The sequence below is a fragment of the Streptomyces altiplanensis genome (genome assembly GCF_053591575.1).
Window position 1 is genome coordinate 52,753 of the sequence record NZ_JBSFUB010000012.1, and the last position, 24,062, is coordinate 76,814.

Consider the following 24,062-nt stretch of genomic DNA (forward strand, 5'->3'; position numbering starts at 1 on the left):
GGCGACGACCGCATGCCGTACGTCCGTTCCATAACCTATTGAAGCCATTTGCACCAAGGGAGAGACAGCTCACGAAACTGCCCGCGCAGCAGCGGCGACGGGCGGACGCCGCGTCAGGAAACGGCGCTCGCCCGCCTGCTGAGCAGGTGTGACGAGTACGACGAGTACGACGAAGTCCTACGGCGCGGCCTTGGGCGCCGCCGCCGGGCCCGTCGGCCTCGGCACCCGTCCGGATCCGCCCCCGGGGCCGTCCTCGTCGCCCACGGCGATGGGCCGCCGCTTGGAGACGTACACCGCGCCGACGATGACGGCGACGGCGAGCGTCGCCACCACCGCCCGCACCCCGGCACTGGCGTCGTCGCCGTAACCGAACTGCACCACCGCCGGGGCGATGAGCAGCGCCACCAGGTTCATCACCTTCAGCAGCGGGTTGATCGCAGGGCCCGCCGTGTCCTTGAACGGGTCGCCGACCGTGTCGCCGATGACGGTCGCGGCGTGGGCCTCGCTGCCCTTGCCGCCGTGGTGGCCGTCCTCGACGAGCTTCTTGGCGTTGTCCCACGCGCCACCGGAGTTGGCGAGGAAGACGGCCATCAGCGTGCCGGTGCCGATGGCGCCCGCGAGGAACGAGCCGAGCGCGCCGACGCCGAGCGAGAAGCCGACCGCGATCGGCGTCAGCACGGCGAGCAGACCGGGCGTGGTCAGCTCGCGCAGCGCGTCCTTGGTGCAGATGTCGACCACCCGGCCGTACTCCGGTTTCTCCGTGTAGTCCATGATCCCGGGGTGCTCGCGGAACTGCCGCCGCACCTCGAAGACCACCGCGCCGGCCGACCTGGACACCGCGTTGATCGCCAGTCCCGAGAAGAGGAAGACGACCGCGGCGCCGAGCATCAGGCCGACCAGGTTGTCGGGCTGCGAGATGTCCATCCGGAGGCCCAGCTCGCCGGCCTTCGCCCCGACCTCCTGGCGCGCCGTCTCGATGGCGTCCTTGTACGAACCGAAGAGCGCCGCCGCCGCGAGGACGGCGGTCGCGATGGCGATGCCCTTGGTGATGGCCTTGGTGGTGTTGCCGACGGCGTCCAGGTCGGTGAGGACCTGCGCACCCGCGCCCGTGACGTCGCCGGACATCTCGGCGATGCCCTGGGCGTTGTCGGAGACGGGGCCGAAGGTGTCCATGGCGACGATGACGCCGACGGTGGTGAGCAGACCGGTGCCGGCCAGGGCCACCGCGAAGAGGGCGAGGACGATCGACGTACCGCCGAGCAGGAACGCGCCGTACACGCCGAGGCCGATGAGCAGCGCGGTGTAGACGGCGGACTCCAGGCCGAGGGAGATACCGGCGAGGACGACGGTGGCGGGGCCCGTCAGCGAGGACTTGCCGATGTCCCTGACGGGGCGCCGGTTCGTCTCGGTGAAGTACCCCGTCAGCTGCTGGATCAGGGCGGCCAGGACGATGCCGATGGTGACGGCTGCGAACGCCAGCACCCGTGGGTCGCCCCCGTGGCCCTTGACGGCGGCGTCGGTGACGCCGTCCAGGCCGGCGTACGAGGACGGCAGGTGGACGAGGACGGCCACCGCCACCAGGACGAGGGAGATCACCGCGGAGATGAAGAAGCCGCGGTTGATGGCGGTCATTCCGCTGCGGTCGGCGCTCCGCGGGGCGACCGCGAAGATGCCGATCATCGCGGTGACCACGCCGATCGCCGGAACGATCAGCGGAAAGACCAGTCCCGCGTCGCCGAAGGCGGCCTTGCCGAGGATGAGCGCCGCGACGAGCGTCACGGCGTACGACTCGAAGAGGTCGGCCGCCATGCCCGCGCAGTCGCCGACGTTGTCGCCCACGTTGTCGGCGATGGTCGCGGCATTGCGCGGATCGTCCTCCGGGATGCCCTGTTCGACCTTGCCGACGAGGTCGGCGCCGACGTCGGCGGCCTTGGTGAAGATGCCACCGCCGACCCGCATGAACATCGCGATGAGCGCGGCGCCGAGCCCGAAGCCCTCCAGCACCTTGGGCGCGTCGGCCGCGTAGACGAGGACGACGCAGGAGGCACCGAGCAGGCCGAGGCCCACGGTGAACATGCCGACCACGCCGCCCGTACGGAAAGCGATCTTCATCGCTTTGTGTGCGACGGCCGTCAGATCCTTTTCCGGTGCGCCCTCGGCCGGGGTGGCTTCACGCGCGGCGGCCGCCACGCGCACATTGCTTCGTACGGCCAGCCGCATCCCGATGTAACCGGTCGCCGCCGAGAAAAGAGCGCCGACCAGGAAAAACACGGAACGTCCCGCACGTTGCGACCAGTTGTCGGCCGGAAGCAGGAGGAGCAGGAAGAAAACCACGACGGCGAAAACACCGAGTGTGCGCAGCTGCCGGGCGAGATAGGCATTCGCGCCTTCCTGCACCGCCGCCGCGATCTCCTTCATCCTGTCGGTGCCTTCGCCGGCCGCCAGGACCTGACGTACCAGCAGCTGAGCGACGACCAGGGCCGCCAGCGCCACTGCGGCGACGACGATCACGACGATCCGGTTCCCGTCGGTGAGTACCGCGGCCGCGAGAGTAGAGGGGTGGTCCAGCTGTTCTGAGGTGAAGAGCCCCGTCATTCGTCCTCCTTGACGCTCAGAGCTCAAGACGTGGACGGATTGTAGGGAGTGGAACCCGATGAAAAAAGAGTGCCGCAAACGTAATTGACCTTCACCGGCCGCCCGGTAAATGATCGCGTTCCCGTAAACTCCTCAAAATCGGTAACGGGACAAACGCATTGATGTTTCGAGAACGATCTCCCGGAAAGATCCAAGGAAATAAAAAAGGCCCTGCTCAGCAGGGCCTCACGGAAAAGACCGGCCCCCCGGGACCGGAACAAGGATCAGGGGAGCACGGTCGCCAGTGCCGTCGGCCAGCTCATGCGGATGACGCCGCCGGACTCACCGGTGACGACCTCGACATCGTCGACGAGTCCGCTGATGACCGCCAGCCCCATCTCGTCCTCGCCGTCGGAATCGGCGTCGGAGTCCGCGCCGGATCCCGGGGACGGGGACCCGGACACGGAGTCGGGCCCCGCGGTGCCACGCACCCCGGGAACCGATCCGGCCGTACCGCCCGAACCGGGGACCTCGTCCCCGACCTCGATGGAGAAAGCCTTCTCCTCCTCGGTCAGGGCGACCCGGACCGGGGCGGAGATGCCGTGGCTGCGGTGGAGTCCCACCGCACGGCTGCACGCCTCGCCGACCGCGAGTCGGACTTCGTCCAGCACCGCCTCGTCCACCCCGGCCCTGCGCGCCACGGCGGCCGCCACCAGACGGGCCGTCCTGACGTGCTCGGGCTGGGCGCTGAAGCGGAGTTCAACGGTGGCCATGTGCGGTCCCCCTCGGACGTTCGGGCGTGCTTCTCAGGGGCCCGGGCCGACAGCCCGGAGCCCCTGCTCTTCCTTCCGGTTCCCGGAAGCCGTCAGTCGGTGGCCGCGACGGCTTCGTCGACCGAGGTGTGAATGGGGAACACCTTGGTCAGTCCGGTGATCCGGAAGATCTTGAGAATGCGCTCCTGGTTGCAGACCAGTCGCAGCGAGCCCTCATGGGCCCGGACGCGCTTGAGTCCGCCCACGAGCACGCCGAGTCCGGTGGAGTCGAGGAAATCCACGCCCTCCATGTCGACGACCAGGTGATAACTGCCGTCGTTCACCAACTCGACCAACTGCTCGCGCAGCTTGGGCGCGGTATACACATCAATCTCGCCACCGACCTCGACGACCGTACGGTCGCCACCAGGTCCGGACACATTGCGAGTCGACAGGGACAGGTCCACGGATCCTCCAGCACCTTGCTATCGAGCGGCCGCCCCCCTGAGGTCTCCCCGGCGGAGCCAGAGGACGGAACGCCAGCCGCAATGGCATTCAATCACTTACCAGCATGCATGCACGACGCCTTGGGAGCATTGTCCGTCACGCCAGTGACACACTCGGTGCCGATGGCCAAGAATCACCGTCCCAGTCGACCTCCGGAGAACGCGGGTGCGCGCCCCTCTCCCGGTACGGTCCTCGACCGGCTCACCGCAGGGGAGAGCCGGTCCTCGCGCATCACTCATACGGAGCACTTGCCCCCACGTGCGGGTTCCCATGCAGTCTGGCCCGACCGCATCCGCACGGAAGTGATCGCGGCCATCCAGTCCGCCGGGATCGAGCATCCGTGGACCCACCAGGCGCAGGCCGCGGAACACGCCCTGGACGGCGATTCCGTCGTCATCGCCACCGGTACCGCGTCCGGCAAGTCGCTCGCCTATCTCGCCCCCGTCCTCACCGCCCTCCTCGACGGCTCCGAGGCGCCGAACGGACGTGGCACGACGGCCCTCTACCTCGCCCCCACCAAAGCCCTCGCGGCCGACCAGCGCCGTGCGGTGAAGGTGCTGGCCGCGCCGCTGGGCAACGCCGTCAGGCCGGCGGTCTACGACGGCGACACGCCGGTCGAAGAGCGCGAATGGGTACGCCAGTACGCCAACTACGTCCTGACCAACCCGGACATGCTGCACCGCGGAATCCTTCCTTCCCACCCCCGCTGGGCCTCCTTCCTGCGCGCCCTGCGCTACGTCGTCGTCGACGAGTGCCACACCTACCGCGGCGTCTTCGGCTCGCACGTCGCCCAGGTGCTCCGGCGCCTGCGCCGCCTGTGCGCCCGTTACGGCGCGAACCCCGTCTTCCTGCTCGCCTCCGCCACCTCCGCACAGCCCGCCGTGGCCGCGGCCCGCCTCACCGGCCTCCCCGTCCAGGAGGTCGCCGACGACGCCTCCCCGCGCGGCGAACTGGTGTTCGCGCTCTGGGAGCCGCCGCTCACCGAACTGCACGGCGAGAAGGGTGCGCCCGTACGCCGTACCGCCACCGCCGAGACCGCCGACCTCCTCACCGGCCTGACCGTGCAGGGCGTCCGCTCGGTCGCTTTCGTCCGCTCCCGGCGCGGCGCCGAGCTGATCGCCCTCATCGCCCAGGACCGCCTGGCCGCCGTCGACCGTTCGCTCCCGCCCCGGGTCGCCGCCTACCGCGGCGGCTACCTCCCCGAGGAACGCCGCGCCCTGGAACGCGCCCTGCACTCCGGCGAACTCCTCGGCCTCGCCGCGACCACCGCACTCGAACTCGGTGTCGACGTGTCGGGCCTGGGCGCCGTGGTCATCGCCGGCTACCCCGGCACCCGCGCCTCCCTCTGGCAGCAGGCGGGGCGGGCCGGGCGGTCGGGCGAGGGCGCCCTGGCGATCCTCGTGGCCCGGGACGACCCTCTGGACACGTACCTGGTCCATCACCCCGATGCGCTCTTCCGGCAGCCGGTGGAGTCCACGGTCCTCGATCCCTCCAATCCGTATGTCCTCGCCCCCCACCTGTGCGCCGCCGCCGCCGAGCTCCCGCTCACCGATGCCGACATGGAGCTCTTCGGTCCCGCTGCCCCCGGGCTGATGCCGCAGCTGGAGACCGCCGGCCTGCTCCGCCGCCGGGGCAGGTCCTGGTACTGGACCCGCCGGGAACGGGCCGCCGACCTCACCGACATCCGGGGCGAGGGCGGCCGGCCCGTGCAGATCGTCGAGGCGGACACCGGCCGGCTGCTCGGCACGGTCGACGCGTCCGCCGCCCACACCTCCGTCCACGACGGCGCCGTCCACCTCCACCAGGGCCGCACGTACCTGGTGAAGCGCCTGGACCTGGACGACCCGTACGGCGCCGTCGCCCTGGTCGAGGAGGCGAATCCGCCGTACTCCACCACCGCCCGCGACACCACCGCCATCTCCGTCCTGGAGACCGACACCGAGGTCCCCTGGGGCGAAGGCCGCCTGTGCTTCGGATCCGTCGAGGTCACCAACCAGGTCGTCTCCTTCCTCCGCCGCAAACTCGTCACCGGTGAAGTGCTCGGCGAGACCAAGCTCGACCTCCCCGCCCGCACGCTCCGGACCCGCGCCGTGTGGTGGACGGTGACCGAGGACCAGCTCGACACCGCCCGCGTCAATCCGGAGCAGCTCGGCGGCGCCCTGCACGCCGCCGAGCACGCCTCCATCGGGATGCTCCCGCTCTTCGCCACCTGCGACCGGTGGGACATCGGCGGCGTCTCGGTCCCGCTCCATCCGGACACCCTGCTGCCGACCGTCTTCGTGTACGACGGCCATCCGGGCGGCGCGGGCTTCGCCGAGCGGGCCTTCCACACGGCCCGCCAGTGGTTGACCGCCACCCGTGAGGCCATCGCCTCCTGCGAGTGCGAGGCGGGCTGCCCTTCCTGCATCCAGTCGCCCAAGTGCGGCAACGGCAACGACCCCCTCGACAAACGGGCTGCCGTCCGCCTCCTGACCGTCCTTCTCAGGGAAGCCCCGGACGACCCGGCCGCGTCGGCCGCTCCGGGCCCTCCGGATGCCCCGCGGCATCCTGCTCCCCCGGAGTCCCCTGCTGCCGCTGAGCGGCCCGGGGAGTGAGTCCGGAGGCCACGGGTCCGGCGGGTCCGGCCCGGGCCCTCACCGCCGCGTTGTACGGCCCGGCGCCGGCCTCCGCCGTGACGTCGGAGACCTCGCCGTACACGGAGCAGCTGATCAGACGCGTCCGCTGAGCCGCCGCCACCTCGGCCGCCTCATCACAGGCGGCGGTCTGACCCCGCATCCAGTGCGCCGCCGCCGCGAGGGCCGCCAGGTCCGCCGCGCCACCGGCCCGGTGCCGGGCCAAGGCCGCCTGCCCCATGGCCAGCGCTCCCGCGAACACCACCCCGAGCACGGCCACAGCCACAACCGCCCACACCGTGGCCGACCCCCGGTCGCCCTCTCCTTCCCCCCTCCCGCTCATGCCACCACCCCCACGCTCTCTTCGGCCTGCGCGACCGCCTCGGCCCGCAGCGTCAGTGACAGCACGCCGGGCCCCGGTGCGGGTGCCTCGACGGCCACCCGCACCAGATCGCCCTCCCTGCCGAGGGTGACGCGCGCCCCGCGCGGCGCCGCCTGCCGGGCCGCCGCCACCGAGGCGTCCTCCGGCTCCTGGCGCGCGGCGGCCCTGGCACCCGCCCTCGCCGCGTCCACGCACTGAATCTGCGCGGAAGTCGCCATCAGTGCCCAGACCAGCGCCATGGTGAAGAGCACCAGGGCAGGCACCACCACGGCCGCCTCCGCCGTGACATAGCCCCGGTCACCGCGTCCCCCGGCCTCAGAACGGCACATGGAGAGCCCTCCCCACGACCGCTTCCAGGGCCGACGACACCATGCCGCTCGTGACGACCTTGTAGAGCACCGCCGCGAAGGCGCATGCCGCGATCGTCCCCATCGCGTACTCGGACGTCGTCATCCCCGCGTCCCCGCCGCCGGCCGCCCTGCGCACCAGCGCCGACGCCTGTGCCCGCATCCGCTTCCACACCCGCATCTCGACCCCCAAGGTCAGTTGCCGTTCATCAGTCCGCTCGCCAGTCCGATCACCACGGGCACCACTCCGACCACCAGGAAGGCGGGCAGAAAGCACAGCCCGACCGGCCCGACCATCAGCACGCCCGCCCGCTGGGCCCGGGCCGCCGCCTCCCGCGCCCGCTCCGTCCTGAGCCCCTCGGCCAGCCGGGACACGGGATCGGCCGCCGGAGCCCCGGTGGCACCCGCCCGTTCCAGACAGCGGGCCAGCCCCGCGGCGCCAGGTATCGCGCCCAGCCGGCCCCACGCGTCCGCTGGTTCGCCCCCGAGCCGCAGTTCGGCGGCCGTCCGCGCCAGCCGCTCACCCACCGGCCCACCGAGCGAGTCCCCGACCGCCTCCGCCGCCTCGCGCGGCCCGGCGCCCGCGGAAACGCAGGCCGCCAGGAGGTCGGCGGCGAGCGGAAGCTGGCGCGTGTCGACGGGGCCCTCCTCACGCGGCTTGCGCCCGCGCCCCCATCGCACGGCCCCGTACGCCGCGACCGCCCCGACCGCGCACCCGCTCACGCCGCCGACCAGCACATAGCCGGTGACCACGGCCCCCAGAGGGGGTCCCCAGCGCAGTGCCCACGCCCCGTACTCGGGCCGCCACCGTCGCCACCACCGCCACCGCCACCGCCACCGCTCGAAGCCCGCCCCGGTCACCCCTGCCGCCTCCACGGCCAGCAGCACCGCCAGCCGCCTGCGCAGCAACCGCTCCCGCCGCCGTCCGGCCAGCGCGAGCACCAGCCACACCGCGGTGGCCGTGGCCGACACCACCACCCCCAGCCTGTGGACAACCTCCCCGCTCAACACGAGCCCTCCCCCTGCCGTACGATCCGCCGGGCCCAGAAGAGACCCGCGCCCTCCAACAGCCCGCCGACCAGCAGGCACCCCATTCCGGCCGGGGTGTGCAGCAGCACCCGCAGCGGTCCGGCCCCCAGCGCGCTGCCGATGAGCAGCCCCGCCACCGGAAGCAGCGCCAGAAGCGCCACCGTCGCCCAGGCGCCCGTCAGCTGCGCCCGGAGGTTCTCCCGCTGGTCCCGCTCGGCCCGCAGCGCGCCCTCCAGCCGGTCGAGCCCGGCCGCGAGACCGGCGCCGCCGTCCACCGCCACCCGCCAGCACGCGGCGACCCCGGCAAGCCCCTCCGCCCCCGGCTCCCGGGCCGCTCTCCTCAGCGCGTCCGGTACGTCTCCGCCGAACCGCGCCGCCGCCATCACGTCGGCCTCCGCCCCGCCCAGGCCGTCGGTGCCCGCGGCGGCCGCGAACAGCGCCTGCCCCGGCTGCCTGCCCGCCCGCAGCTCGCCCGCCACCGCCCCGCACAGCACGATGACCGCCTCCGCCCGCCTCTCCCGCTCCCGGCGCCGCTCCCCGGCCCGCAGCCGGTGTCCCACCAACGGCACCGCCACCGCTCCCGCGGCCAACGGCAGTACCGACTCGCCCAGTACGGCCACGAGCACCGCCACCGGCACGCACAGCCACTCCCGCCGCAGCCGCCCCCGCACCGGCGCCGCCAACCGCTCCCACAGCGCGCCCGTGCCCTCCGGATCCACCGCTTCGCCCGCGAGCATCAACCGTGCCCGCCGCAGGTCCCGGTCGTGCCCGGCCAGCAGCCAGGCAGCCGCTCCCGCGCACATCACCGCCGCATACACCGGTACCGCTCCCGCTCCGGTCCCCGTCACAGCGCGCTCCCGGTCAGCTCACGCAGCCGGGGCCAGCCGCGCTCGTACGAGAAGGCCTGCGCACCCCACCGCAGCGCCGGTACGGTCACCACGAGCCCCGCCGCGTCCCGCTCCAGCACATGGACCTCGGCGACCCGTCGCAGCCCGCCCCGGCCGCGCGCGAGATGGATCACCACCGACAGGGCCGCCGCCAGCTGGCTGTGCAGCGCCGCCCGGTCGAGTCCCGCGGCCGAGCCGAGCGCCTCGAGCCGCGCCGGGACGTCCGTGGCCGCATTGGCGTGGACGGTCCCGCATCCGCCCGGGTGTTTCGCCTAGCCGTTCACGCGGTGGGGTAACCGTTGCGCTCCAGGGGTTCCCATGAGAAAGCCCACCTGCGTCATCTATGTCCGCCTCAGCCGGGACAGTGACGCGTCTACCTCCGTCGCAAGCCAAACCGCAGCCTGCGAGGAGTACGCCAACCGCAACGGGTGGCGCGTGCTGTTCATCGCTGAAGACGTGGACGTGTCCGGCGCATCCCGCCTTGAGAACCGCAAGGGCATGGCTCGTGTCCTCGCCGCGCTGGGTGAAGCCGACTTCGTAATTGCGGCCAAGCTGGACCGGTACGCGCGCAGCGTTCTGGAGTTCTCCCGCTTGCTCCGCGCTGCCGACGGCTGCAACACAACCTTGGTAACCGCCGATGGGGCACTCAACCCCGACACGTCACGGTTCATGGTCAACCTGCTGTCCAGCTTCGCGGAGTACGAACGCGACGTGATCAAGGCGCGCATCACCGCGTCGAAGAAGCACCTTCGCACCGTTGGCCGCTGGCTTGGTGGCGCTGCCCCGTACGGATACAAGCTGATCAAGCGGGACGGCGGAACCTATCTCGACATAGATGCGGAAGCGGCGGCCGTCGTCCGTGACTGCGCCGAGAAACTGATCAAACACGGGGCATCGCTGACCGGCCTTGTGCGGGATCTCAACGTCCGTGCGGTGCTCTCCCCCGCTGACCACGCCCGGAAGCGGAACGGCCGAGAGACGCGCGGGACCCAGTGGAGCACTACCACTCTGCGGGACGTGCTCATCACCCCGGCCGCTCGCGGATGGCTGTGTCAGGCGGCCTCCGGCAAGCCTCGCTCCGCGCTGAACCTTGTTCCCGTGCTGGACGCAAAGGGTGAGCCGCACCGCGTCGGCCCGGAACTCTTGGACGCGGACACATGGACCACGGTGCGTGAGGTCATCGACCGACGCTCTGTCGGCCGTGGTAAGACCCGCACCGGTAAGGCGCTGTTGTTGCACGTAGCCGCGTGCTCCGAGTGCGTCGATGCCAACCATGGCGCTGACTCCGCCGAATCCTCCCGGCCCATGTACCACCAGCAACGCGCCGTGGAGGGAAAGGACTACTCGACATACGTGTGCCCCAACGGCGTCGGCAAGCACAGCGCGCATGCGTCCAACATCATTCAAGCCAGCGGTCTTGAAGGTCAGGTAGAAGCCGAATTCCTCATGCGCTTTGGCCGATTCCCCCTTCTGACCGAGGTATCTACCGGGGGTCAGGACGTGAGCCGCGAAATTCTGGAGACCGAAGAGGCTCTAGACAACCTGAGCGGAAACCTTGCCGCGCTGCCCGCCGGGGGCCGTGCTGCTCAAACCGTCATCGGGCAGATATCCGCGCTTGAAGCGAAGCTAGAGACGCTGCTACTGGCAGATGCCGTTCCCACCCGGACGGAATGGGTTCGCACGGGGCGGACCATTGCCGAGGAGTGGGCCGCACGGGATACCGAGGGACGGAACACCATGCTCCACGACTTCGGGGCAGTGGCAACCGTGACCCCACTGCCAAAGGGAGCTGAACGCCGTTTCAGCGAGAGCCGTGCGAGTGTTGTATTCGAGGGCCCAGTTTGGTTCCGGAACAATCCTGCGGCAGCGGAACTAGTCGCTATCGCTGCGGACGAATGCGAGCAGTCGATAGGAACTGCCGAGGCGGGTCACACCCGACACCTAACCGCAGAAGCCGCCTAGCCGCCCCCGCAAGCCCCCGAGAGCCCCGTTCGGCCATCGTGGTCGGGCGGGGCTTTTTCATGCCCTCAGGCGGGCGTACAGGGCTTCGAGGTAGGGCAGTTGCTTTTCAGTTACTGCCCCCTGGCCACCGGCAGGAAGCCGGTCGGCTCCGCATGGGCCCGCAAGGCAACTGGTGCCCACCGAGGGGCCGAAAGAGCCCCCGGGGCGAACTCTGAAGCCCCGGCGGGGCCCTTCCGTGGCCGCACACGTCCGTTTACGGGCGCGACGGATCGACCAGCGACGCGTCACCGGGCCGGACACATGGGGCGGCATCGCGGGAACAGTGACGGGACATGACGACTCAGCGAGCGAACGGCGAGGCGAACGAGGCTCTGACCTGCACTTTCTGATGAGTTGACGATTTACCAAGATCATTAGATATCTCATAAGAACTTCTATTGGGAAAACAAGAATGACGTTTCTTCGTCATGCCTCCACCCCGGCCACCCCGCAGCGCTTCCGGTAACGATGGGGTAAAGGAATTTTGAGAATGTCCGATCCGCTCCCAATTGTCGGTAACGCTTGCGCTCTAGAGAGAGTGTCGGGGAAACCGGCGCGGACGGCATCACCTCAGTCCGCTGAATGAGCCCCGCCGCGCGACGGTTGATATCGCGCCAGACAGCCCCTATTCGGCTGCTCGCCCATCGGTAGTGATGCCCCGATGCGCTGAGCCCGGATAGGGGCCTTTCTGCTTTCTCGGCATCACCTTGGAGACCTCGAATGACTGCACTCGCTGAGTATCAGACTTGGCACCGGCTAGTGGCGGAGTGCCACGGCAAGGCCGTTCACCATGCCTGTGCGTGGTGTGGATGCGACGCCGCCGAATGGGCTTACGACTGGAACGACCCCCGGCAGCGCGAGGAAGACGGATACGTGTGGAGCGAGAACACGGCGCACTACATTCCGCTGTGCCGGAGGGACCACCGCACCTTTGATGCCACATACCGTCGGGTGGGACTTTCCGGCCTCGCTGCCGAGGTTTCCCGGCTAAAGCAGCTCGCATGGGAGCGTGAGACGGACGAGAAAAGGGCGGTACAAGCGCGACTCCGCGCCGCGATGTTCGACGTCCACGAAATGGCACGCAACGCACAGGTTGACGAGCAGCTAGCCCAGGCCGACATTCGGCAGGCGCGCATTCGAGCCAAGATCGCTGCCAAGAGCGCACGCGAAGCGGTAAAGCTCTTGAAGCTGCACGGCCACATGGAAGGCTTCTTCCCCGGCGTGCTCTCAGAGGCTGGCATTACTTCGCGAGTGCTCGGCTCAGTTGCTTTCAAGGCGTATGAGGAATGGTGCGCTGGGCAGAACATCCCCGCACCTGTTCGTATGCGCCGGAACTCGTTCTATCGAGCTATGGAATCTCGCGGTGCCCTCAGCCAGAAGACCTCTAAGGGAATCACGCTGTTCGGTGTGAGCCTTAACACCCAAAGCGATCCGAAGTAGCCCATCCTCTAACGCGATACCGGAGAAGACATGAGTTACGTAACCCCTGACGGAATCGACCAGGCCCTAGGCATGCTGGCAGACCACTGCATTGTTCCCCGCAACCCCGGTGAACGAGAAGCCGTTTTTCGCGCCTTTCAGGATATTGCCCGTTCGGGACAGGAACTGCGGGAAGCGATTGACCGAGAGGCGGCCTCGCCGTGACGCATGGGGATGCCGAGACAGCAAATATCCCAGGCTCCAGCCGGCCCGAGGGGGTCATAAATGATGCTCGATGAAGACTGGCACTATCTGCCGGGCGTTTATGACGCCCTTCGAGAAATCACAACCGATGCGCCCGGAAGACATGTAGGCCGTCAACGACTAGGCGTTGCAGTGTGGCGCTGGCTCGTCCGCAACAACCGCCCGACTGTTCCAATCGGCGCGATGAACCGCATTCTCGACCACGCCGGTTACAGACGAACCATGGTGCGCGGCGTAAAGGTCGTCCACGGCCTCGCCCTAATTAACTGATCAGCAAGAGGAGACATACATGTACGAGAACAGCCGACTAACCAGCAGCGGATTCACTCCAGAGGTTGCCGCTCGCATCGAGCGGAGCAAGGCGGATAACTTCGCCTACAGCCAGCAGGGCGAGGCCCTACTAGCAATGAAGGCAAACGACCCCGCCGCTTTCGACTCGCTCTCTCCAGCGCTAAAGACCACGACGGCCTACTATTCGGCAAGTAAGGCCGCTGCGAAGGCACACGGCATTGACGTGACGGGGGGTGCCAAGTAATGGCGATCGACAAGCTACAGAAGGCTCGTGAGGCCGCGCAGAAGGCTGCCGAGGAGCTAGCCAAGCTAGAGGACCAGGAAGCCGAGAAGGCCGCTCAGATCGCCGCTGAGCGCGCCGAGAAGCAGCGAGCACTAGACGAGGAATTCCTTAAGCAGTGGGAGGCACTAGACACCCAACTGATGGAGGCCGCTTCTCAGTCCGCATCCGTGGCCGTCTACGAGGGCGCAGACCCGGTGCAGGTCATTGCGACGCATTGGACTGCGCGCGGTAAGCGCAACGTCATTCGGCAGCACGCCCGAGATGCCTATTTCCGGGTGCACGGCGAGCACCCGAGTGCCATTTTCGCAATGGAACTTAGCCACCGAGACATGATGATTGCCGACCGGCTAGAGGACGCGGTTAGCGGCGCAGCAAACATGCACGCTGCCGACCTAGCGGACGAACTCGGTTCCAAGTGGCTAGTCAGCGAGGGTGACTAATGGTCTCCGATGCTCTCGACCCTGGCCCAAATGGCGACTACCCCCACTTCCCCCGATTTGCAGACGGCTCGCCCGCGTGGGCAGACCTCGCCCCGGTTGGCTACACGGGCACTGTGGTGCGGCGTGGCGTCACGTGGACAACGGCGGTGTCTGGCAAACGAGTTGGCTTCGACCAGACACCCCGCGATGCTGCCGGTAACCCCATCGTGGTGCCGGTCAAGCAGCCGTGAGACGGCGCGAATATCCGTGGTGCTGGCGGTGCGGAGACAGGGAATCTCAAGCCCACATCCACTTTCCACGGAGTCGCGCAGAACTACGGCTAAGAGGAATTCCCGAGCACATGTTGGGCTACTACATGGTGGCCGTCTGCCTGCCCTGTAGTGACAACCTGAAAGCCCGTATGCGGGCAGCCTGACACCCCGGCCCCGGTGCTACCTCCCCCCACGGGTAGCGCTGGGGCCCCTCTCTAGTTAAAGGACCCCCATGCCCCGTAAGCCCCGTGTCCCTTGCCCTCAGCCTGGGTGTCCTGAGCTGACCAGTGGTGGGGCGTGCGACGACCACCGAAAGCAGCGCGAGGAGCAACGCGGTAGCAATGCCCGAAAGGGTGGCTATGATGTTCGCTGGCAACGCATTCGGAAAGCGTTCCTCTACCGTAATCCCTGGTGTGTCTTGTGCGGTCGGCTCGGCAACGTTGCTGACCATTGGCCTTTGAGTCGACGCGAGTTGATCGCAAGGGGCGAGCCAAAGCCCGATGCACCTAAGCACTTGAGGCCATTGTGTGTGCCTTGCCACAACAAGGAGACGGCGAAGAATCAGCCGGGCGGGTTTGCCGCTGAGCACCGATCGAATGCCACGCGCAAATTGGTCTAGTTGCGGGCGTGGTTCTCCCGCTCCCTCCCGCTCAGCGGGTAGGGGGTGGCGGGGTACCCCCCTCCGCCTCTCACACTGAGCGGCAGGGAGGCAAAAACCTACGATGGCTGATTAGGCCGTTTCTGCGGGATGCCCTAGAGATCGTCCTCTACGAGCTCCACGTGATACGGCAGCGCAGTTAGCGGCTTCAACTGCTCTTCTACGGACTCGCGAGCGTCACCAGGAAGCGAGGTTACGACTGTTGTGGTGGCGTCCGGTGCCGTTGAGCGGTAGACCTCTACAGGGCCGACAGGACCGGTTACCAGGCTCCACAGAGCGAGGCGCGCTTCCTCCAGGACGTCGTTACGCACGGTCATTGAGACCACGGTGCGAATTCCCATGGATGCCTCCCGTTAAGGCGGGCGTGTGAAGCAAGTATCTCGCTTCTAGTACCCCTTCGCATCTTGCACGCATACGAAAAGGCCCGGCCCTTCCTCGCTGACTGGCGGGAGGTGTCGGGCCTTTCGTCGTTCTGGGCACTCTGGGTGATCCGGCATCGGCGTGGCGGTCTGCAGTGTGGCGGTGTGTCCTGATTCCTAGGGCTCTCGCCGACCGGAATCCTGGCCACGCTGGGTGATCTTCCTGCCAGAGGTAGGCCCCGGCTCAGCGAGGCAGGAGATTCGGAGGACTGACCAGTCGGGCCCGCTCGAAAAAGTCACGAGCGGCGTGGTTCTTGAGGTACGGCCTAATGCGGCTGTGCATTGTTTTGATGCGCTCATCCGCCCGACCGGATTGAAGGCTTGGATAGTCCTCTAGCGATCCTGATGTGGATAGGCAGTGCCACTCTCGTCTGCCACCACCGCCGATGCAGACGTTTGCACTTCAACCCGCAGCATGGGCCAGGGGGTCGCGCTTTCAATGCTCCCACCCTTCAAGAGCATGTGCCGAACGTAGGCGCCCACCAGATAGTCACGCTCAGCGAGCCGGCTGATGTATTGCTGAAGTGTCTTCTCTGCTTCACGGTTGTCTCGAACGCTTACGAGTTCCCCGGCTATATCGAGAAAGTCCCTCAGCATATCCATAAATTCGATGATTAGATCTTCATCGTCATCGTGCAAGCCGTCCGGCATGGCGTACTCGAACGTGACACTCTCTTTGATCATATTCCAAAGCGGGTTTCCACGCGTTATTAGCTTTAGCACCCTGGGCTGAGGAAACATGGGATCGGGCACCAGCCTTATGCGGCTTTCGTCGGCATCCACCACGGAACGCACCCACGTTTCGTGTTCCGATTTGATTCGCCGGAGCCGCTCCACAGTGAAGTGGTTTGGCTGATCATCCACCCGCTTGTGATCCTTGCTGCACAAGAGGATCAGGTTCGTGTGATGGTTGATCAGATCCTCTGTCAGCCCTCCTGCCCGAGGGCCGCCCTCTGAGCGTGCGACGATGTGTGCTTCCTCGCCAAAAACAGAAGGGTCATCCGATGTAGTCCCAGGTATGATCACTTGCTCTTTGCAGATGGAGCAAAGGCCGCCAGCCTGGACCCACAAAATCTTTCGGGTCTTCTCGGAGATGCCCATCTTCAACCTCGCAAGGAATGGATGACTGTTGGCCCCGTACACGCTGCCTTTTTGGTGGCCGGTACAGGGCCTTCGCTGTTTCTAGCTCAGTTACAAATACTTCTGCACGTGATCATCGTCGTAGTCCACATCGCCATTCATCATGAGAATGGCATTGCCGTGATTCAGGTTCGATTCGGATTGCGCTGCGGCGCAACTTCCACAGTGTTCCCCTTCGCTGAAGTCCTCATCATAATTCAGCTCTCCGTCGAATTCAGAGCTGTACTCGTTTCGTGCGTCTTCAATCTCGAAGTCGGTTGCACACTCGACACATTTCGCCATGCCTGCATGTTACCCGCTGTCAGGGTGCTGACTTTCGATGTTGGCGGCTGAAAATGCGCACCTTTCGCCGGCTGAGGGTGCCTGGTCCTCTGACCTGCACTTTCCTTGACTGGCGTCTTTGCACTTATGTGCGCTGTCGTGAACAATGCGGCCTGATGCCCATCGAACAAGTCGGCGACTTCCGGCACTTCACTCGCCTTCCTGGTGGCAGGTACGGGCTTTGGTCTTTCTGATGAGCTGTCAGGTTGCAGGGAGCGCATCAATGGCTGATGTGATCAGCGAGCGCGCGTCAGCCCCATAGGACGCAATTTCGTGGAGATTTCCGAACGCCCGGACGTACAGCGCCACATCACTTGGCTGAGTCTCCTTGATGGCTGCCGACAGCGTTTCGACGTGCACGCGCTTACCGTCAAAAATGGTGAACGTCTCAAGGGGCCATGATTCCCGACAGGCTGTGAACGGGATAATACCGAGTGAGACCGAAGGCAGCGCCATGACGGACAGCAGGTGCCCAAGCTGTGCGGCCATTACGTCGGGGCTTCCTATCCGGTACCGCAAGACCGATTCCTCAATCAGTACGGCGAATCGGTGGTCACCTTCGCGGACCACATGTGACCGGCTCATCCGGGCCGTTACCGCATCCGCTACGTCGTCCGGTGTTCCTCGGAACTTCGCAATGGAAGTCAACAGGGCCGTTGCATACCCCGGGGTCTGAAAGAACCCTGGCACCACATTGGAGCAGTAGACATGGAATTGCCGTGTCTTCTCATAGAGAGGTATACCCGACTCCTGTAGCCGCCTCAGACCGGTCCTCTGTAGCCGCTGCCACTGGACGTACATGGAATCAGCCTGCCGGTTGGCAGCGATAAGGTCATCCGCCTGCCCCGGAGCATTGCACGCCGTGCACCAAGACCGGATATCGGCATCACTGGGAGGTGTCTTCGCGTGCTCGATGCGTGACGACTTTGACTCACTCCACCCGCACCGAACAGCCAACTCACGCGCCGTGATCCCCGCATCTAGCCGCATTTCGCGCAGACGACCGGATATGGCTTCCCTTGCCTCTTGGGCGCGGGACGAAGGAGACGACGACATGAGTTAGCTGTCCGTTGGTGCTAGATGGTGTATTCGCTGTGTGGGATAGCTCGCTGCCAGATCTCCTCAAACGCCGTGGCGCACAGTTTCAGCGTCGCGGCATCAGCGGTGAGTTCATCCGTGACGTGGTTCCCGTTTCCTGCAAAGTGATGGATTCGGAGTAGCTTTCCGTCGAACAGCCAGAAGTCATTGGCGGGCACCAGGAAGCCGTCTGCCTGACTACGCGGCAACCAGCGCACCTCTTCGCCAGCAATGGCGTTGGCCTGTGTCGCGTAGTGCTCCCAGCGGATGTATTCGCTGACGGGCTCCGAGATGATGCGGGCACGTCGGATGACTACGCCACGGGAAACGGCGTCTGCAATGGTTTGGTGAAACGGATGCCACCAGGATTCACGGTCATCCCAGTCAACACGCTCCCCACGCTGCCAGGCTTCTAGCCGGGGGTTGCTGCCGTAGTCGTCCCGCAGTTCCAAATGGACAGCGGATCCACGTGTGTCGGCCAATAGTTTACTGAACGGCGGAACGCTCGACGGCATCGCACGCTTCCCTGATCATCGGCACCATGCGCGCCGGAACCCTGATGACCTCTTCGCTGTCCGGGATCGGTCCGTTAGCCGGTGTGTTTGCCTCACAGGCTGTCCGAAGGTCGGGGCTTGCCTTCCAGCCCTGGATGACAAGTTCGCCTGACTGTTCGTCAGCCCAGACAGTGGGGCAGTGTTCAAGATCGGTGTTCGGGTCGATCCCGACGAACCGTAGCGCCATGTCAGCCTCCGTCAGTGTGCGGTTTGCTTCGACTTGCACAGCCATCCTCCCGCCGTGGAGTTCCCGGTCAAGGCCGCCTGCAATGTACTTGGCGTGCAAGTCCATGCAAGTTGGTGGAGCCGAGTGCTTTCCCGGTCGTTGACTGCTCATCTGATGAGGGATGACAGGGGGTTGGACGTGAGCAAGCCGAGGACCTACCCGAGTGCGCCGGTTGAACTTCCGCTACGACTGGAGCCCGGCCCAGCGCCTACGGCTGGTTGCGATGTGTGCTCAGCGTTGGAGGCTCAGCGCAGAGAAGCCCGCGCCCAGGGAGACTTTTCTCGCGTCTCCGATCTCAACGTGGAGATCCGATCCCACGCGCACGGGGCAGGGTCATGAGCCGCGCGGTGATGCGCTTCGTGGCGCACACCATCAGGCACGCTCCGGAAGGCGGAGTCGCTTACGAAGCCTTCTGTGCTGCCTTCGAATGCACCGCTGAGTCAGGCCCCCAGGATCAGCAAGACGCGGCGCAGGATTGGTGCCTTAGCCATACCGGCCGGACGGGTCATGACCTCTTCCGGCGAGTGTGCACCGATCACGCGAAGGTGATCCGCGCCGACTAGACGCCCGCCCCGGTGGTGGAAACCCTGGACAGGTCGAGCGACCGGGGCGGGTCGCAATACGGTGTGGGGACCGACTCCCCACACGTGCAGCGAAGGGATAGGCACCATGACCTCAGTACCCGAATTCGAGTTCGCCGCTGCGGCAGCCTGCCGTGACGCACGGGTAGACAACTGCCCGCAGGTGGCCGTGAACGTGCCCGGCGTCGTGGCGTTGCGGGACAGCGAGCGACCCGACACCATCGTCACCATGACGGCGGACCAGTGGACGACGCTCACGGACGCTGTAAAGGCCGGAGAGTTCGATCTGAGCGCCTGAGAGCAGGTCCCGTGAAGAAGTGCCCCCGATGTGCCTCCGAGGGCCCCACAGACCCGGAGAGCGGGTTGCCATGGTGCGCGCGGTGCGGCGCTTTCTTCGGGCTCACGCTGCCAGCCTGCCGGGGCTTGTGGTGGTGGCGCAATGCATCCACCCGCACCCCTGTCCGGCCACGCGAGCACTGAGCGGGACTGCCCGCAACGGCCCCGTCTGTGCGCTGCCCCCGTGGCGCATGGGCGGGGCTTGCTGCTGCCCCTCTCTACGTGCATGATTTGACCAAACACCCGCCCTCGTGTCCGGTGTTGAGCGCGGCCAGGAGTTCGGTGACCTCGGCGCCGCGCACCTCGCCGACCACCAGCCGGTCGGGCCGCATCCGCAGTGCCTGTCGCACGAGGTCCTGCAGCGTGACCTGTCCGGCGCCCTCCTGGTTCGCTGGCCGCGACTCCAGGCGCACCACATGCGGATGATCGGGCCTCAGCTCCGCCGAATCCTCGGCCAGCACGATCCGCTCCCGCTCCCCGACCAGGCCGAGGAGAGTCGACAGGAGCGTGGTCTTCCCCGTGCCCGTGCCTCCGCTGATCAGGAACGAGAGCCGGGCCTCGACGAGCGCTCGCAGCACCCGGTCGCCGCCGGGCGGCACCGTCCCCGCTTCGACCAGCTCCGCCGGTGAGAACGCCTTGGGCCGCACCACTCGCAGCGACAGGCACGTGGATCCGACCGCCACCGGTGGCAGGACCGCGTGCATCCGTGTCCCGTCGGGCAGCCTGGCGTCCACCCACGGCCTCGCGTCGTCGAGCCGGCGCCCCGCCACCGCCGCGAGCCGCTGCGCAAGCCTGCGCACCGCCGCCGCGTCGGCGAAGGAGACGCCGGTGAGCTCGAGCCCGCCTCCCCGGTCCACCCACACCCGGTCGGGCGCGGACACCAGCACGTCCGTCACCGAGGGATCGGCGAGCAGCGGCTCCAGGGGCCCCGTCCCCACCAGCTCGCACCGCAACTCCTCGGCAGCTCCCAGCACCTCCGCGTCACCCAGCAGCCGCCCCTGGGCCCGCAGCGCGGCCGCCACCCGGGCCGGCGTCGGTTCGGCGCCGCTCTCCGCGAGCCGCTGCCTCACGGCGTCCAGCATTCCCGCGCTCATGAGACACCGCCCCCGGCGAGCGCCTGCTCCCAGAAGGCCGTGCAGAAGCGGGCCAGTGGTCCGCGCGCGCTGCCGCCCGGCGGCGTTCCGCACGCCTGCGCCTCCAGCAGTCCCGGCTCCACCGGCAGCTCACCGGCCAGCGGAAGCCCCAGCAGCCTCGCCACCGACTCCTCGTCCAGACCTGCGGCGTACGGCCCGCGCACCACCGCCCGCAGGTCCCTCAGCACCATGCCGGCCGTCGACGCCACCCGGCTCGCCGCCGCGACGGCCCGCAGCTCGGCCGGCACCACCAGCAGTCCGAGATCCAGCTGGGCCAGGGCCTCCGCCACGGCCTCGTCGACCCGGCGCGGCAGGTCCACCACCACCACCCCGCCACGCCGTCGCGCGGCGGCCAGCACCGCGCGCATCGCTTCCGGCGGGATCACCACACGGTCGCCCCGGTCCCAGCTCAGCACACGCAGCGCATGCAGTTCCGGCAGCGATTCCTCGAGCGCGCCGCTGCCGACCCGTCCCCTGGATTCGGCGAAATCCGGCCACCGCATGCCTTCCGTGGCCTCCCCGCCGAGCAGTACGTCGAGCCCGCCGCCCAGTGGGTCACCGTCGATGAGCATCGTGCGCCGGCCCGTCCGGGCGGCGGCCACCGCCAGCGCGCACGCCAGGGTCGAAGCCCCTGCCCCGCCCCGTCCGCCGAGCACCCCCACGGTCAGGGCCTGGCGCCCCACGCCCTCCGCCACATCGGCGATGCGCTCGACGAGCCAGCTCTCGGCGTCGGGCAGCCGCAGCACATGGTCGGCGCCGATCTCCACCGCCCGCCGCCACACTCCGGGGTCGTCCTGGTCCTTGCCCACGAGCAGCACGCCGCTTCTGCGCGCACCGCCACGCCCGAGCACCGCCCCGCGCACCCGTTCGGCGGCGTCGTCGCCCACCAGGATCAGCGGCGCGCTCTCCCAGGTGCCTCTGCGCTCGGGCACCGCGTGGTGGACTTCCGGTTCGACGCCGGCCGCGGCACACAGCCGCAGCAGATCGTCGAGCAGGTCGGCGTCCTCGGTGACGATCAGCGGTCCGCCCTGCCGCACTCCGGCGGCCGGCGGTCGGTCGGGTGTGATGGATCCGGCCACGATCTCCGCCCCCTCTCACTGCGATTCCTTCGGTCCGCGAACTTCGTGGACGGAATCACCGTGCGGGGATCTGGAAAATCGTGTGGATCTTGCTAAAAAACTGGGGACAACCCGTCGGTTGTGAATATCCCGCTCACCTATACCAGTGACTTCCGGAGAGCGGCGGAACCGTTACGCAGTGTCACGAGTCTCATGAGCAGGAGACAGACGCCGAGGCGGTCCGGAGGGGGAGAAATGATCGGATTCGGGTGGCGAAAACGCGTCCGGACATGCGACGACCCCCGTCGGGGGGGAGAACGGGGGTCGTCTCCACGGCCGACTCGGGGGGGGAGGAGTCGGACCGGGGTAGCACGGTCGCGAACGATCCGTGACTTCCATGGTGTACCCGAGAGCCTTCTCAGGCAAACCCACACGCCACAGCGTACGCCGAATGGCGGGCGCCTATGCTCGCCTCGTGGAAAACCACTCCTTGCCCCGAACAGCCGCCTTCTTCGATCTCGACAAGACCGTCATTGCGAAGTCGAGCACGCTGACCTTCAGCAAGTCCTTCTATCAAGGCGGACTGATCAGCCGCGGGGCCGCTCTCCGCACCGCCTATACCCAGTTCGTCTTCCTCGCCGGCGGCGCGGACCACGACCAGATGGAGCGCATGCGCGACTACCTCTCCGCGCTCTGCAAGGGCTGGAACGTCCAGCAGGTCAAGGAGATAGTCGCCGAGACCCTGCACGACCTGATCGACCCGATCATCTACGACGAGGCGGCCTCCCTCATCGAGGAGCACCACATCGCCGGCCGCGACGTCGTGATCGTCTCCACCTCCGGCGCGGAGGTGGTGGAGCCGATCGGTGAGCTCCTGGGGGCCGACCGGGTCGTGGCGACCCGGATGGTCGTCGGTGACGACGGCTGCTTCACGGGCGAGGTGGAGTACTACGCGTACGGCCCCACCAAGGCCGAGGCGGTCAAGGAGCTCGCCGCGTCCGAGGGGTACGACCTGGCGCGCTGTTTCGCGTACAGCGATTCGGCGACCGACATCCCGATGCTCGAGTCCGTCGGTCACCCCTTCGCGGTCAATCCGGACCGGGCGCTGCGCCGTGAGGCACTCGCCCGCGGATGGCCGGTTCTCGTCTTCAACCGGCCCGTCCGCCTCAAGCAGCGGCTGCCCGCCTTCTCCATACCGCCCCGCCCCGCGCTCGTCGCCGCGGCCGCGGTGGGAGCGGCCGCCGCCACCGCGGGCCTGGTCTGGTACGTCAGCCGCAGGCCCGGCCGGCGGGCCCGCCCTCCGCGAGCCGGCCAGCCATACGAAAACTTTGCCCGGATTTAAACCAAAAAGCAAAGAAGCGCCTCCAGGGGTTCCGCTTCACGGGCCCGAGGAGTACAAAGGACTCAACGGCCCGCGAGACCAAGGACATCCGAGAGGATGACCTCTGATGCACGAAGGCCCCACGGACCGAGCATGAAAGCCGAGCACCCACGCGACGTCGACCCGTCGATTACGGGCCAGCCGCACCAGGTGGCGGGCAAAGTTCCCGGCCTGATGGGCAAAATTCGAGGACGCATGGTAACCCGGCGGACGTGCCAGCGGCGGTACCGCTCAGCGGTACCGCCGCAACCCTTTGCCCGCTCGTTCCCCGGCCCGTCCGCCCGCGCGGGCGGGTCCGGCGGGCGAGTTCAGGCAGCTCCGCGCTGGAGCGCCTCGCACACGGCCGTCGACTCCCTGGCGCCCAGCTCCACCGCGCGCCCGCAGTGCGCGATCCACGCCGCCATGCCCTCCGGCGTCCCCGACACGTAGCCGTCCAGCGCCGCCACGTACGCCGCGCGCCCCAGCTCCCCGTGCCCGACCTCCGCCGGGCAGACCGACTTCGGATCGAGCCCGCTGCCGATCAGGACGATCCGCTCGGCGGTGCGCGCCACCAGGCCGTTGTACGAGCCGAACGGGCGCAGCGCCAGCAGCTCGCCGTGCACCACGGCCGCCGTCACCAGCGCCGGCGCGGAACCGCCCGCGATGACGAGTTCCGAAAGCCCTTCGAGCCGGCCCGCCACCTCGTCGGCGCCCGGCAGCGGAAGTTCGACCAGGGGCTCGTCCACCGGCTCGCCCGCGAGCCGCGGCCGGCCCACCAACTCGTCCGACACACCCGCACCGCCCGCCGCCACCAGATGCAGCCGGGCCAGCACCCGCAGCGGCGACTGCCGCCAGATGGACAGCAGCTGCCCGGCCTCCGCGGTCAGCCGCAGCGCCGCGCCGACCGTCCGCGACTCCTCGTCGATGCTGAAGTCGGTACGCCGGCGCACCTCCTCCAGCGCCCAGTCCGCACCCGAGAGCGCCGCCGAGCCGCGCGCCCCGCGCAGCGCCGCCTCCGCGGTGATCTCGTTACTGCGGCGCCGCATGACGCGGTGCCCGTAGACCCGGTCGACGGCCTTGCGGACGGATTCCACGGCCTCGGGCACACCGGGCAGCGCGCCGAGCGCCGCAAGGGGATCAGCGTTCGTACTCATAAGTAA

At 67.8% G+C, this 24,062-nt stretch carries 24 protein-coding genes and 2 pseudogenes; 10 read left to right on the plus strand and 16 right to left on the minus strand.

The features are described 5' to 3' along the window. Positions 1-177: 177 nt before the first annotated feature. The 3 genes from ACWD0Y_RS08595 to bldG all read right to left on the minus strand — a co-directional run bounded on the left by ACWD0Y_RS08595 (position 178) and on the right by bldG (position 3,793). On the minus strand, positions 178-2,595 hold the full coding sequence (locus tag ACWD0Y_RS08595) for a sodium-translocating pyrophosphatase (RefSeq protein WP_450259643.1): 2,418 nt from the start codon (positions 2,593-2,595) through the stop codon (positions 178-180). Between the two features lie 263 nt (positions 2,596-2,858). Beyond that, complete coding sequence (locus ACWD0Y_RS08600; protein ID WP_450259644.1) at positions 2,859-3,347, minus strand: ATP-binding protein; 489 nt, start codon at positions 3,345-3,347, stop codon at positions 2,859-2,861. Between the two features lie 92 nt (positions 3,348-3,439). Beyond that, entirely contained in the window at positions 3,440-3,793 is a 354-nt protein-coding gene (bldG, locus tag ACWD0Y_RS08605; RefSeq protein WP_093799810.1) for an anti-sigma factor antagonist BldG, read from the minus strand. 81 nt (positions 3,794-3,874) lie between these two features. Here bldG and ACWD0Y_RS08610 point away from each other — a divergent pair, with 81 nt between their 5' ends. After that, entirely contained in the window at positions 3,875-6,427 is a 2,553-nt protein-coding gene (locus ACWD0Y_RS08610; protein ID WP_450259645.1) for a DEAD/DEAH box helicase, read from the plus strand. On the opposite strand, the gene ACWD0Y_RS08615 is transcribed toward ACWD0Y_RS08610, so the two are convergent. The 6 genes and pseudogenes from ACWD0Y_RS08615 to ACWD0Y_RS08640 all read right to left on the minus strand — a co-directional run. Further along, positions 6,315-6,788: an Rv3654c family TadE-like protein gene (locus ACWD0Y_RS08615; protein ID WP_450259646.1), complete on the minus strand. Its 474-nt coding sequence runs from the start codon at positions 6,786-6,788 to the stop codon at positions 6,315-6,317. The genes ACWD0Y_RS08610 and ACWD0Y_RS08615 overlap by 113 nt on opposite strands. Continuing rightward, on the minus strand, positions 6,785-7,156 hold the full coding sequence (locus ACWD0Y_RS08620) for a TadE family type IV pilus minor pilin (protein ID WP_093799813.1): 372 nt from the start codon (positions 7,154-7,156) through the stop codon (positions 6,785-6,787). Before ACWD0Y_RS08620 ends, ACWD0Y_RS08615 begins: the two co-directional genes overlap by 4 nt. Beyond that, entirely contained in the window at positions 7,143-7,355 is a 213-nt protein-coding gene (locus tag ACWD0Y_RS08625; RefSeq protein WP_093803408.1) for a DUF4244 domain-containing protein, read from the minus strand. The genes ACWD0Y_RS08620 and ACWD0Y_RS08625 overlap by 14 nt, the downstream gene beginning before the upstream one ends. Positions 7,356-7,369: 14 nt before the next feature. Further along, the gene (locus ACWD0Y_RS08630; protein WP_450259647.1) at positions 7,370-8,182 is read right to left on the minus strand and encodes a type II secretion system F family protein; all 813 of its coding nucleotides are present in this window, start codon (positions 8,180-8,182) and stop codon (positions 7,370-7,372) included. Beyond that, positions 8,179-9,006 (minus strand): type II secretion system F family protein, encoded by an 828-nt coding sequence (locus tag ACWD0Y_RS08635; protein ID WP_450259707.1) that lies wholly within the window; start codon positions 9,004-9,006, stop codon positions 8,179-8,181. Before ACWD0Y_RS08635 ends, ACWD0Y_RS08630 begins: the two co-directional genes overlap by 4 nt. A gap of 41 nt (positions 9,007-9,047) precedes the next feature. Further along, positions 9,048-9,356: pseudogene (locus ACWD0Y_RS08640) on the minus strand (TadA family conjugal transfer-associated ATPase); the annotation flags it as partial. Between the two features lie 52 nt (positions 9,357-9,408). On the opposite strand from ACWD0Y_RS08640, the gene ACWD0Y_RS08645 reads away from it, so the two are divergent. From ACWD0Y_RS08645 to ACWD0Y_RS08665, 5 genes are all read left to right on the plus strand, one after another. Next, positions 9,409-11,052: a recombinase family protein gene (locus tag ACWD0Y_RS08645; RefSeq protein ID WP_450259648.1), complete on the plus strand. Its 1,644-nt coding sequence runs from the start codon at positions 9,409-9,411 to the stop codon at positions 11,050-11,052. Between the two features lie 759 nt (positions 11,053-11,811). Further along, entirely contained in the window at positions 11,812-12,531 is a 720-nt protein-coding gene (locus ACWD0Y_RS08650) for a hypothetical protein (RefSeq protein WP_450259649.1), read from the plus strand. 264 nt (positions 12,532-12,795) lie between these two features. Next, the gene (locus tag ACWD0Y_RS08655; protein ID WP_450259650.1) at positions 12,796-13,044 is read left to right on the plus strand and encodes a hypothetical protein; all 249 of its coding nucleotides are present in this window, start codon (positions 12,796-12,798) and stop codon (positions 13,042-13,044) included. A 19-nt stretch (positions 13,045-13,063) separates the two neighbouring features. Continuing rightward, complete coding sequence (locus ACWD0Y_RS08660) at positions 13,064-13,309, plus strand: hypothetical protein (RefSeq protein ID WP_450259651.1); 246 nt, start codon at positions 13,064-13,066, stop codon at positions 13,307-13,309. Further along, positions 13,309-13,788: a hypothetical protein gene (locus ACWD0Y_RS08665; protein WP_450259652.1), complete on the plus strand. Its 480-nt coding sequence runs from the start codon at positions 13,309-13,311 to the stop codon at positions 13,786-13,788. Before ACWD0Y_RS08660 ends, ACWD0Y_RS08665 begins: the two co-directional genes overlap by 1 nt. Before the next feature lie 1,661 nt (positions 13,789-15,449). Here ACWD0Y_RS08665 and ACWD0Y_RS08670 read toward each other — a convergent pair. Continuing rightward, the gene (locus ACWD0Y_RS08670) at positions 15,450-16,217 is read right to left on the minus strand and encodes an HNH endonuclease (protein ID WP_450259653.1); all 768 of its coding nucleotides are present in this window, start codon (positions 16,215-16,217) and stop codon (positions 15,450-15,452) included. A gap of 108 nt (positions 16,218-16,325) precedes the next feature. Here ACWD0Y_RS08670 and ACWD0Y_RS08675 point away from each other — a divergent pair, with 108 nt between their 5' ends. Continuing rightward, complete coding sequence (locus tag ACWD0Y_RS08675) at positions 16,326-16,589, plus strand: hypothetical protein (RefSeq protein ID WP_450259654.1); 264 nt, start codon at positions 16,326-16,328, stop codon at positions 16,587-16,589. 189 nt (positions 16,590-16,778) lie between these two features. On the opposite strand, the gene ACWD0Y_RS08680 is transcribed toward ACWD0Y_RS08675, so the two are convergent. Genes ACWD0Y_RS08680 through ACWD0Y_RS08690 form a run of 3 tightly spaced genes read right to left on the minus strand, consistent with a single transcriptional unit; the run spans position 16,779 to position 18,395 of the window. Continuing rightward, the gene (locus ACWD0Y_RS08680) at positions 16,779-17,633 is read right to left on the minus strand and encodes a helix-turn-helix domain-containing protein (protein WP_450259655.1); all 855 of its coding nucleotides are present in this window, start codon (positions 17,631-17,633) and stop codon (positions 16,779-16,781) included. 20 nt (positions 17,634-17,653) lie between these two features. After that, positions 17,654-18,169 carry a DUF6879 family protein gene (locus tag ACWD0Y_RS08685; RefSeq protein WP_450259656.1) on the minus strand — a complete coding sequence of 172 codons (516 nt, stop codon included), beginning with the start codon at positions 18,167-18,169 and terminating at the stop codon, positions 17,654-17,656. Beyond that, entirely contained in the window at positions 18,141-18,395 is a 255-nt protein-coding gene (locus tag ACWD0Y_RS08690; protein ID WP_450259708.1) for a hypothetical protein, read from the minus strand. The genes ACWD0Y_RS08685 and ACWD0Y_RS08690 overlap by 29 nt, the downstream gene beginning before the upstream one ends. Before the next feature lie 374 nt (positions 18,396-18,769). Between ACWD0Y_RS08690 and ACWD0Y_RS08695 the strand changes: the two genes are divergently transcribed. Both ACWD0Y_RS08695 and ACWD0Y_RS08700 read left to right on the plus strand, forming a co-directional pair. Beyond that, entirely contained in the window at positions 18,770-18,997 is a 228-nt protein-coding gene (locus ACWD0Y_RS08695; protein WP_450259657.1) for a DUF7848 domain-containing protein, read from the plus strand. Between the two features lie 106 nt (positions 18,998-19,103). Continuing rightward, positions 19,104-19,313: a DUF397 domain-containing protein gene (locus tag ACWD0Y_RS08700; RefSeq protein ID WP_450259658.1), complete on the plus strand. Its 210-nt coding sequence runs from the start codon at positions 19,104-19,106 to the stop codon at positions 19,311-19,313. Between the two features lie 277 nt (positions 19,314-19,590). Here the strand turns inward: ACWD0Y_RS08700 and ACWD0Y_RS08705 are convergent. Beyond that, positions 19,591-20,445: pseudogene (locus tag ACWD0Y_RS08705) on the minus strand (TadA family conjugal transfer-associated ATPase); the annotation flags it as partial. Further along, positions 20,442-21,563, minus strand: coding sequence for a septum site-determining protein Ssd (gene ssd / locus ACWD0Y_RS08710; RefSeq protein ID WP_450259659.1), 1,122 nt, complete (start codon positions 21,561-21,563; stop codon positions 20,442-20,444). The pseudogene ACWD0Y_RS08705 and the gene ssd, both read right to left, overlap by 4 nt. Positions 21,564-21,993: 430 nt before the next feature. Between ssd and ACWD0Y_RS08715 the strand changes: the two genes are divergently transcribed. Then, entirely contained in the window at positions 21,994-22,884 is an 891-nt protein-coding gene (locus ACWD0Y_RS08715) for an HAD family hydrolase (RefSeq protein WP_450259660.1), read from the plus strand. 347 nt (positions 22,885-23,231) lie between these two features. On the opposite strand, the gene ACWD0Y_RS08720 is transcribed toward ACWD0Y_RS08715, so the two are convergent. Then, positions 23,232-24,056, minus strand: a complete 825-nt coding sequence (locus tag ACWD0Y_RS08720; RefSeq protein ID WP_450259661.1) for an oxidoreductase — start codon at positions 24,054-24,056, stop codon at positions 23,232-23,234. Positions 24,057-24,062: the final 6 nt, after the last annotated feature.

What these genes read in the sequence shown, in the direction of transcription:
- ACWD0Y_RS08715 (WP_450259660.1), top strand. Translation starts at nt 21,994, where the DNA reads ATGGCGGGCGCCTATGCTCGCCTCGTGGAAAACCACTCCTTGCCCCGA.
- ACWD0Y_RS08610 (WP_450259645.1), top strand. Translation starts at nt 3,875, where the DNA reads ATGGCATTCAATCACTTACCAGCATGCATGCACGACGCCTTGGGAGCA.
- ACWD0Y_RS08665 (WP_450259652.1), top strand. Translation starts at nt 13,309, where the DNA reads ATGGCGATCGACAAGCTACAGAAGGCTCGTGAGGCCGCGCAGAAGGCT.
- ACWD0Y_RS08680 (WP_450259655.1), bottom strand. Translation starts at nt 17,633, where the DNA reads ATGTCGTCGTCTCCTTCGTCCCGCGCCCAAGAGGCAAGGGAAGCCATA.
- ACWD0Y_RS08720 (WP_450259661.1), bottom strand. Translation starts at nt 24,056, where the DNA reads ATGAGTACGAACGCTGATCCCCTTGCGGCGCTCGGCGCGCTGCCCGGT.
- ACWD0Y_RS08700 (WP_450259658.1), top strand. Translation starts at nt 19,104, where the DNA reads ATGACCTCAGTACCCGAATTCGAGTTCGCCGCTGCGGCAGCCTGCCGT.
- ACWD0Y_RS08620 (WP_093799813.1), bottom strand. Translation starts at nt 7,156, where the DNA reads ATGTGCCGTTCTGAGGCCGGGGGACGCGGTGACCGGGGCTATGTCACG.
- ACWD0Y_RS08595 (WP_450259643.1), bottom strand. Translation starts at nt 2,595, where the DNA reads ATGACGGGGCTCTTCACCTCAGAACAGCTGGACCACCCCTCTACTCTC.
- ACWD0Y_RS08645 (WP_450259648.1), top strand. Translation starts at nt 9,409, where the DNA reads ATGAGAAAGCCCACCTGCGTCATCTATGTCCGCCTCAGCCGGGACAGT.
- ACWD0Y_RS08695 (WP_450259657.1), top strand. Translation starts at nt 18,770, where the DNA reads ATGAGCCGCGCGGTGATGCGCTTCGTGGCGCACACCATCAGGCACGCT.
- ACWD0Y_RS08660 (WP_450259651.1), top strand. Translation starts at nt 13,064, where the DNA reads ATGTACGAGAACAGCCGACTAACCAGCAGCGGATTCACTCCAGAGGTT.
- ACWD0Y_RS08685 (WP_450259656.1), bottom strand. Translation starts at nt 18,169, where the DNA reads ATGCCGTCGAGCGTTCCGCCGTTCAGTAAACTATTGGCCGACACACGT.
- ACWD0Y_RS08615 (WP_450259646.1), bottom strand. Translation starts at nt 6,788, where the DNA reads ATGAGCGGGAGGGGGGAAGGAGAGGGCGACCGGGGGTCGGCCACGGTG.
- ACWD0Y_RS08655 (WP_450259650.1), top strand. Translation starts at nt 12,796, where the DNA reads ATGATGCTCGATGAAGACTGGCACTATCTGCCGGGCGTTTATGACGCC.
- ACWD0Y_RS08650 (WP_450259649.1), top strand. Translation starts at nt 11,812, where the DNA reads ATGACTGCACTCGCTGAGTATCAGACTTGGCACCGGCTAGTGGCGGAG.
- ACWD0Y_RS08625 (WP_093803408.1), bottom strand. Translation starts at nt 7,355, where the DNA reads ATGCGGGTGTGGAAGCGGATGCGGGCACAGGCGTCGGCGCTGGTGCGC.
- ACWD0Y_RS08670 (WP_450259653.1), bottom strand. Translation starts at nt 16,217, where the DNA reads ATGGGCATCTCCGAGAAGACCCGAAAGATTTTGTGGGTCCAGGCTGGC.
- ACWD0Y_RS08600 (WP_450259644.1), bottom strand. Translation starts at nt 3,347, where the DNA reads ATGGCCACCGTTGAACTCCGCTTCAGCGCCCAGCCCGAGCACGTCAGG.
- ACWD0Y_RS08635 (WP_450259707.1), bottom strand. Translation starts at nt 9,006, where the DNA reads ATGTGCGCGGGAGCGGCTGCCTGGCTGCTGGCCGGGCACGACCGGGAC.
- ACWD0Y_RS08690 (WP_450259708.1), bottom strand. Translation starts at nt 18,395, where the DNA reads ATGGCGCTACGGTTCGTCGGGATCGACCCGAACACCGATCTTGAACAC.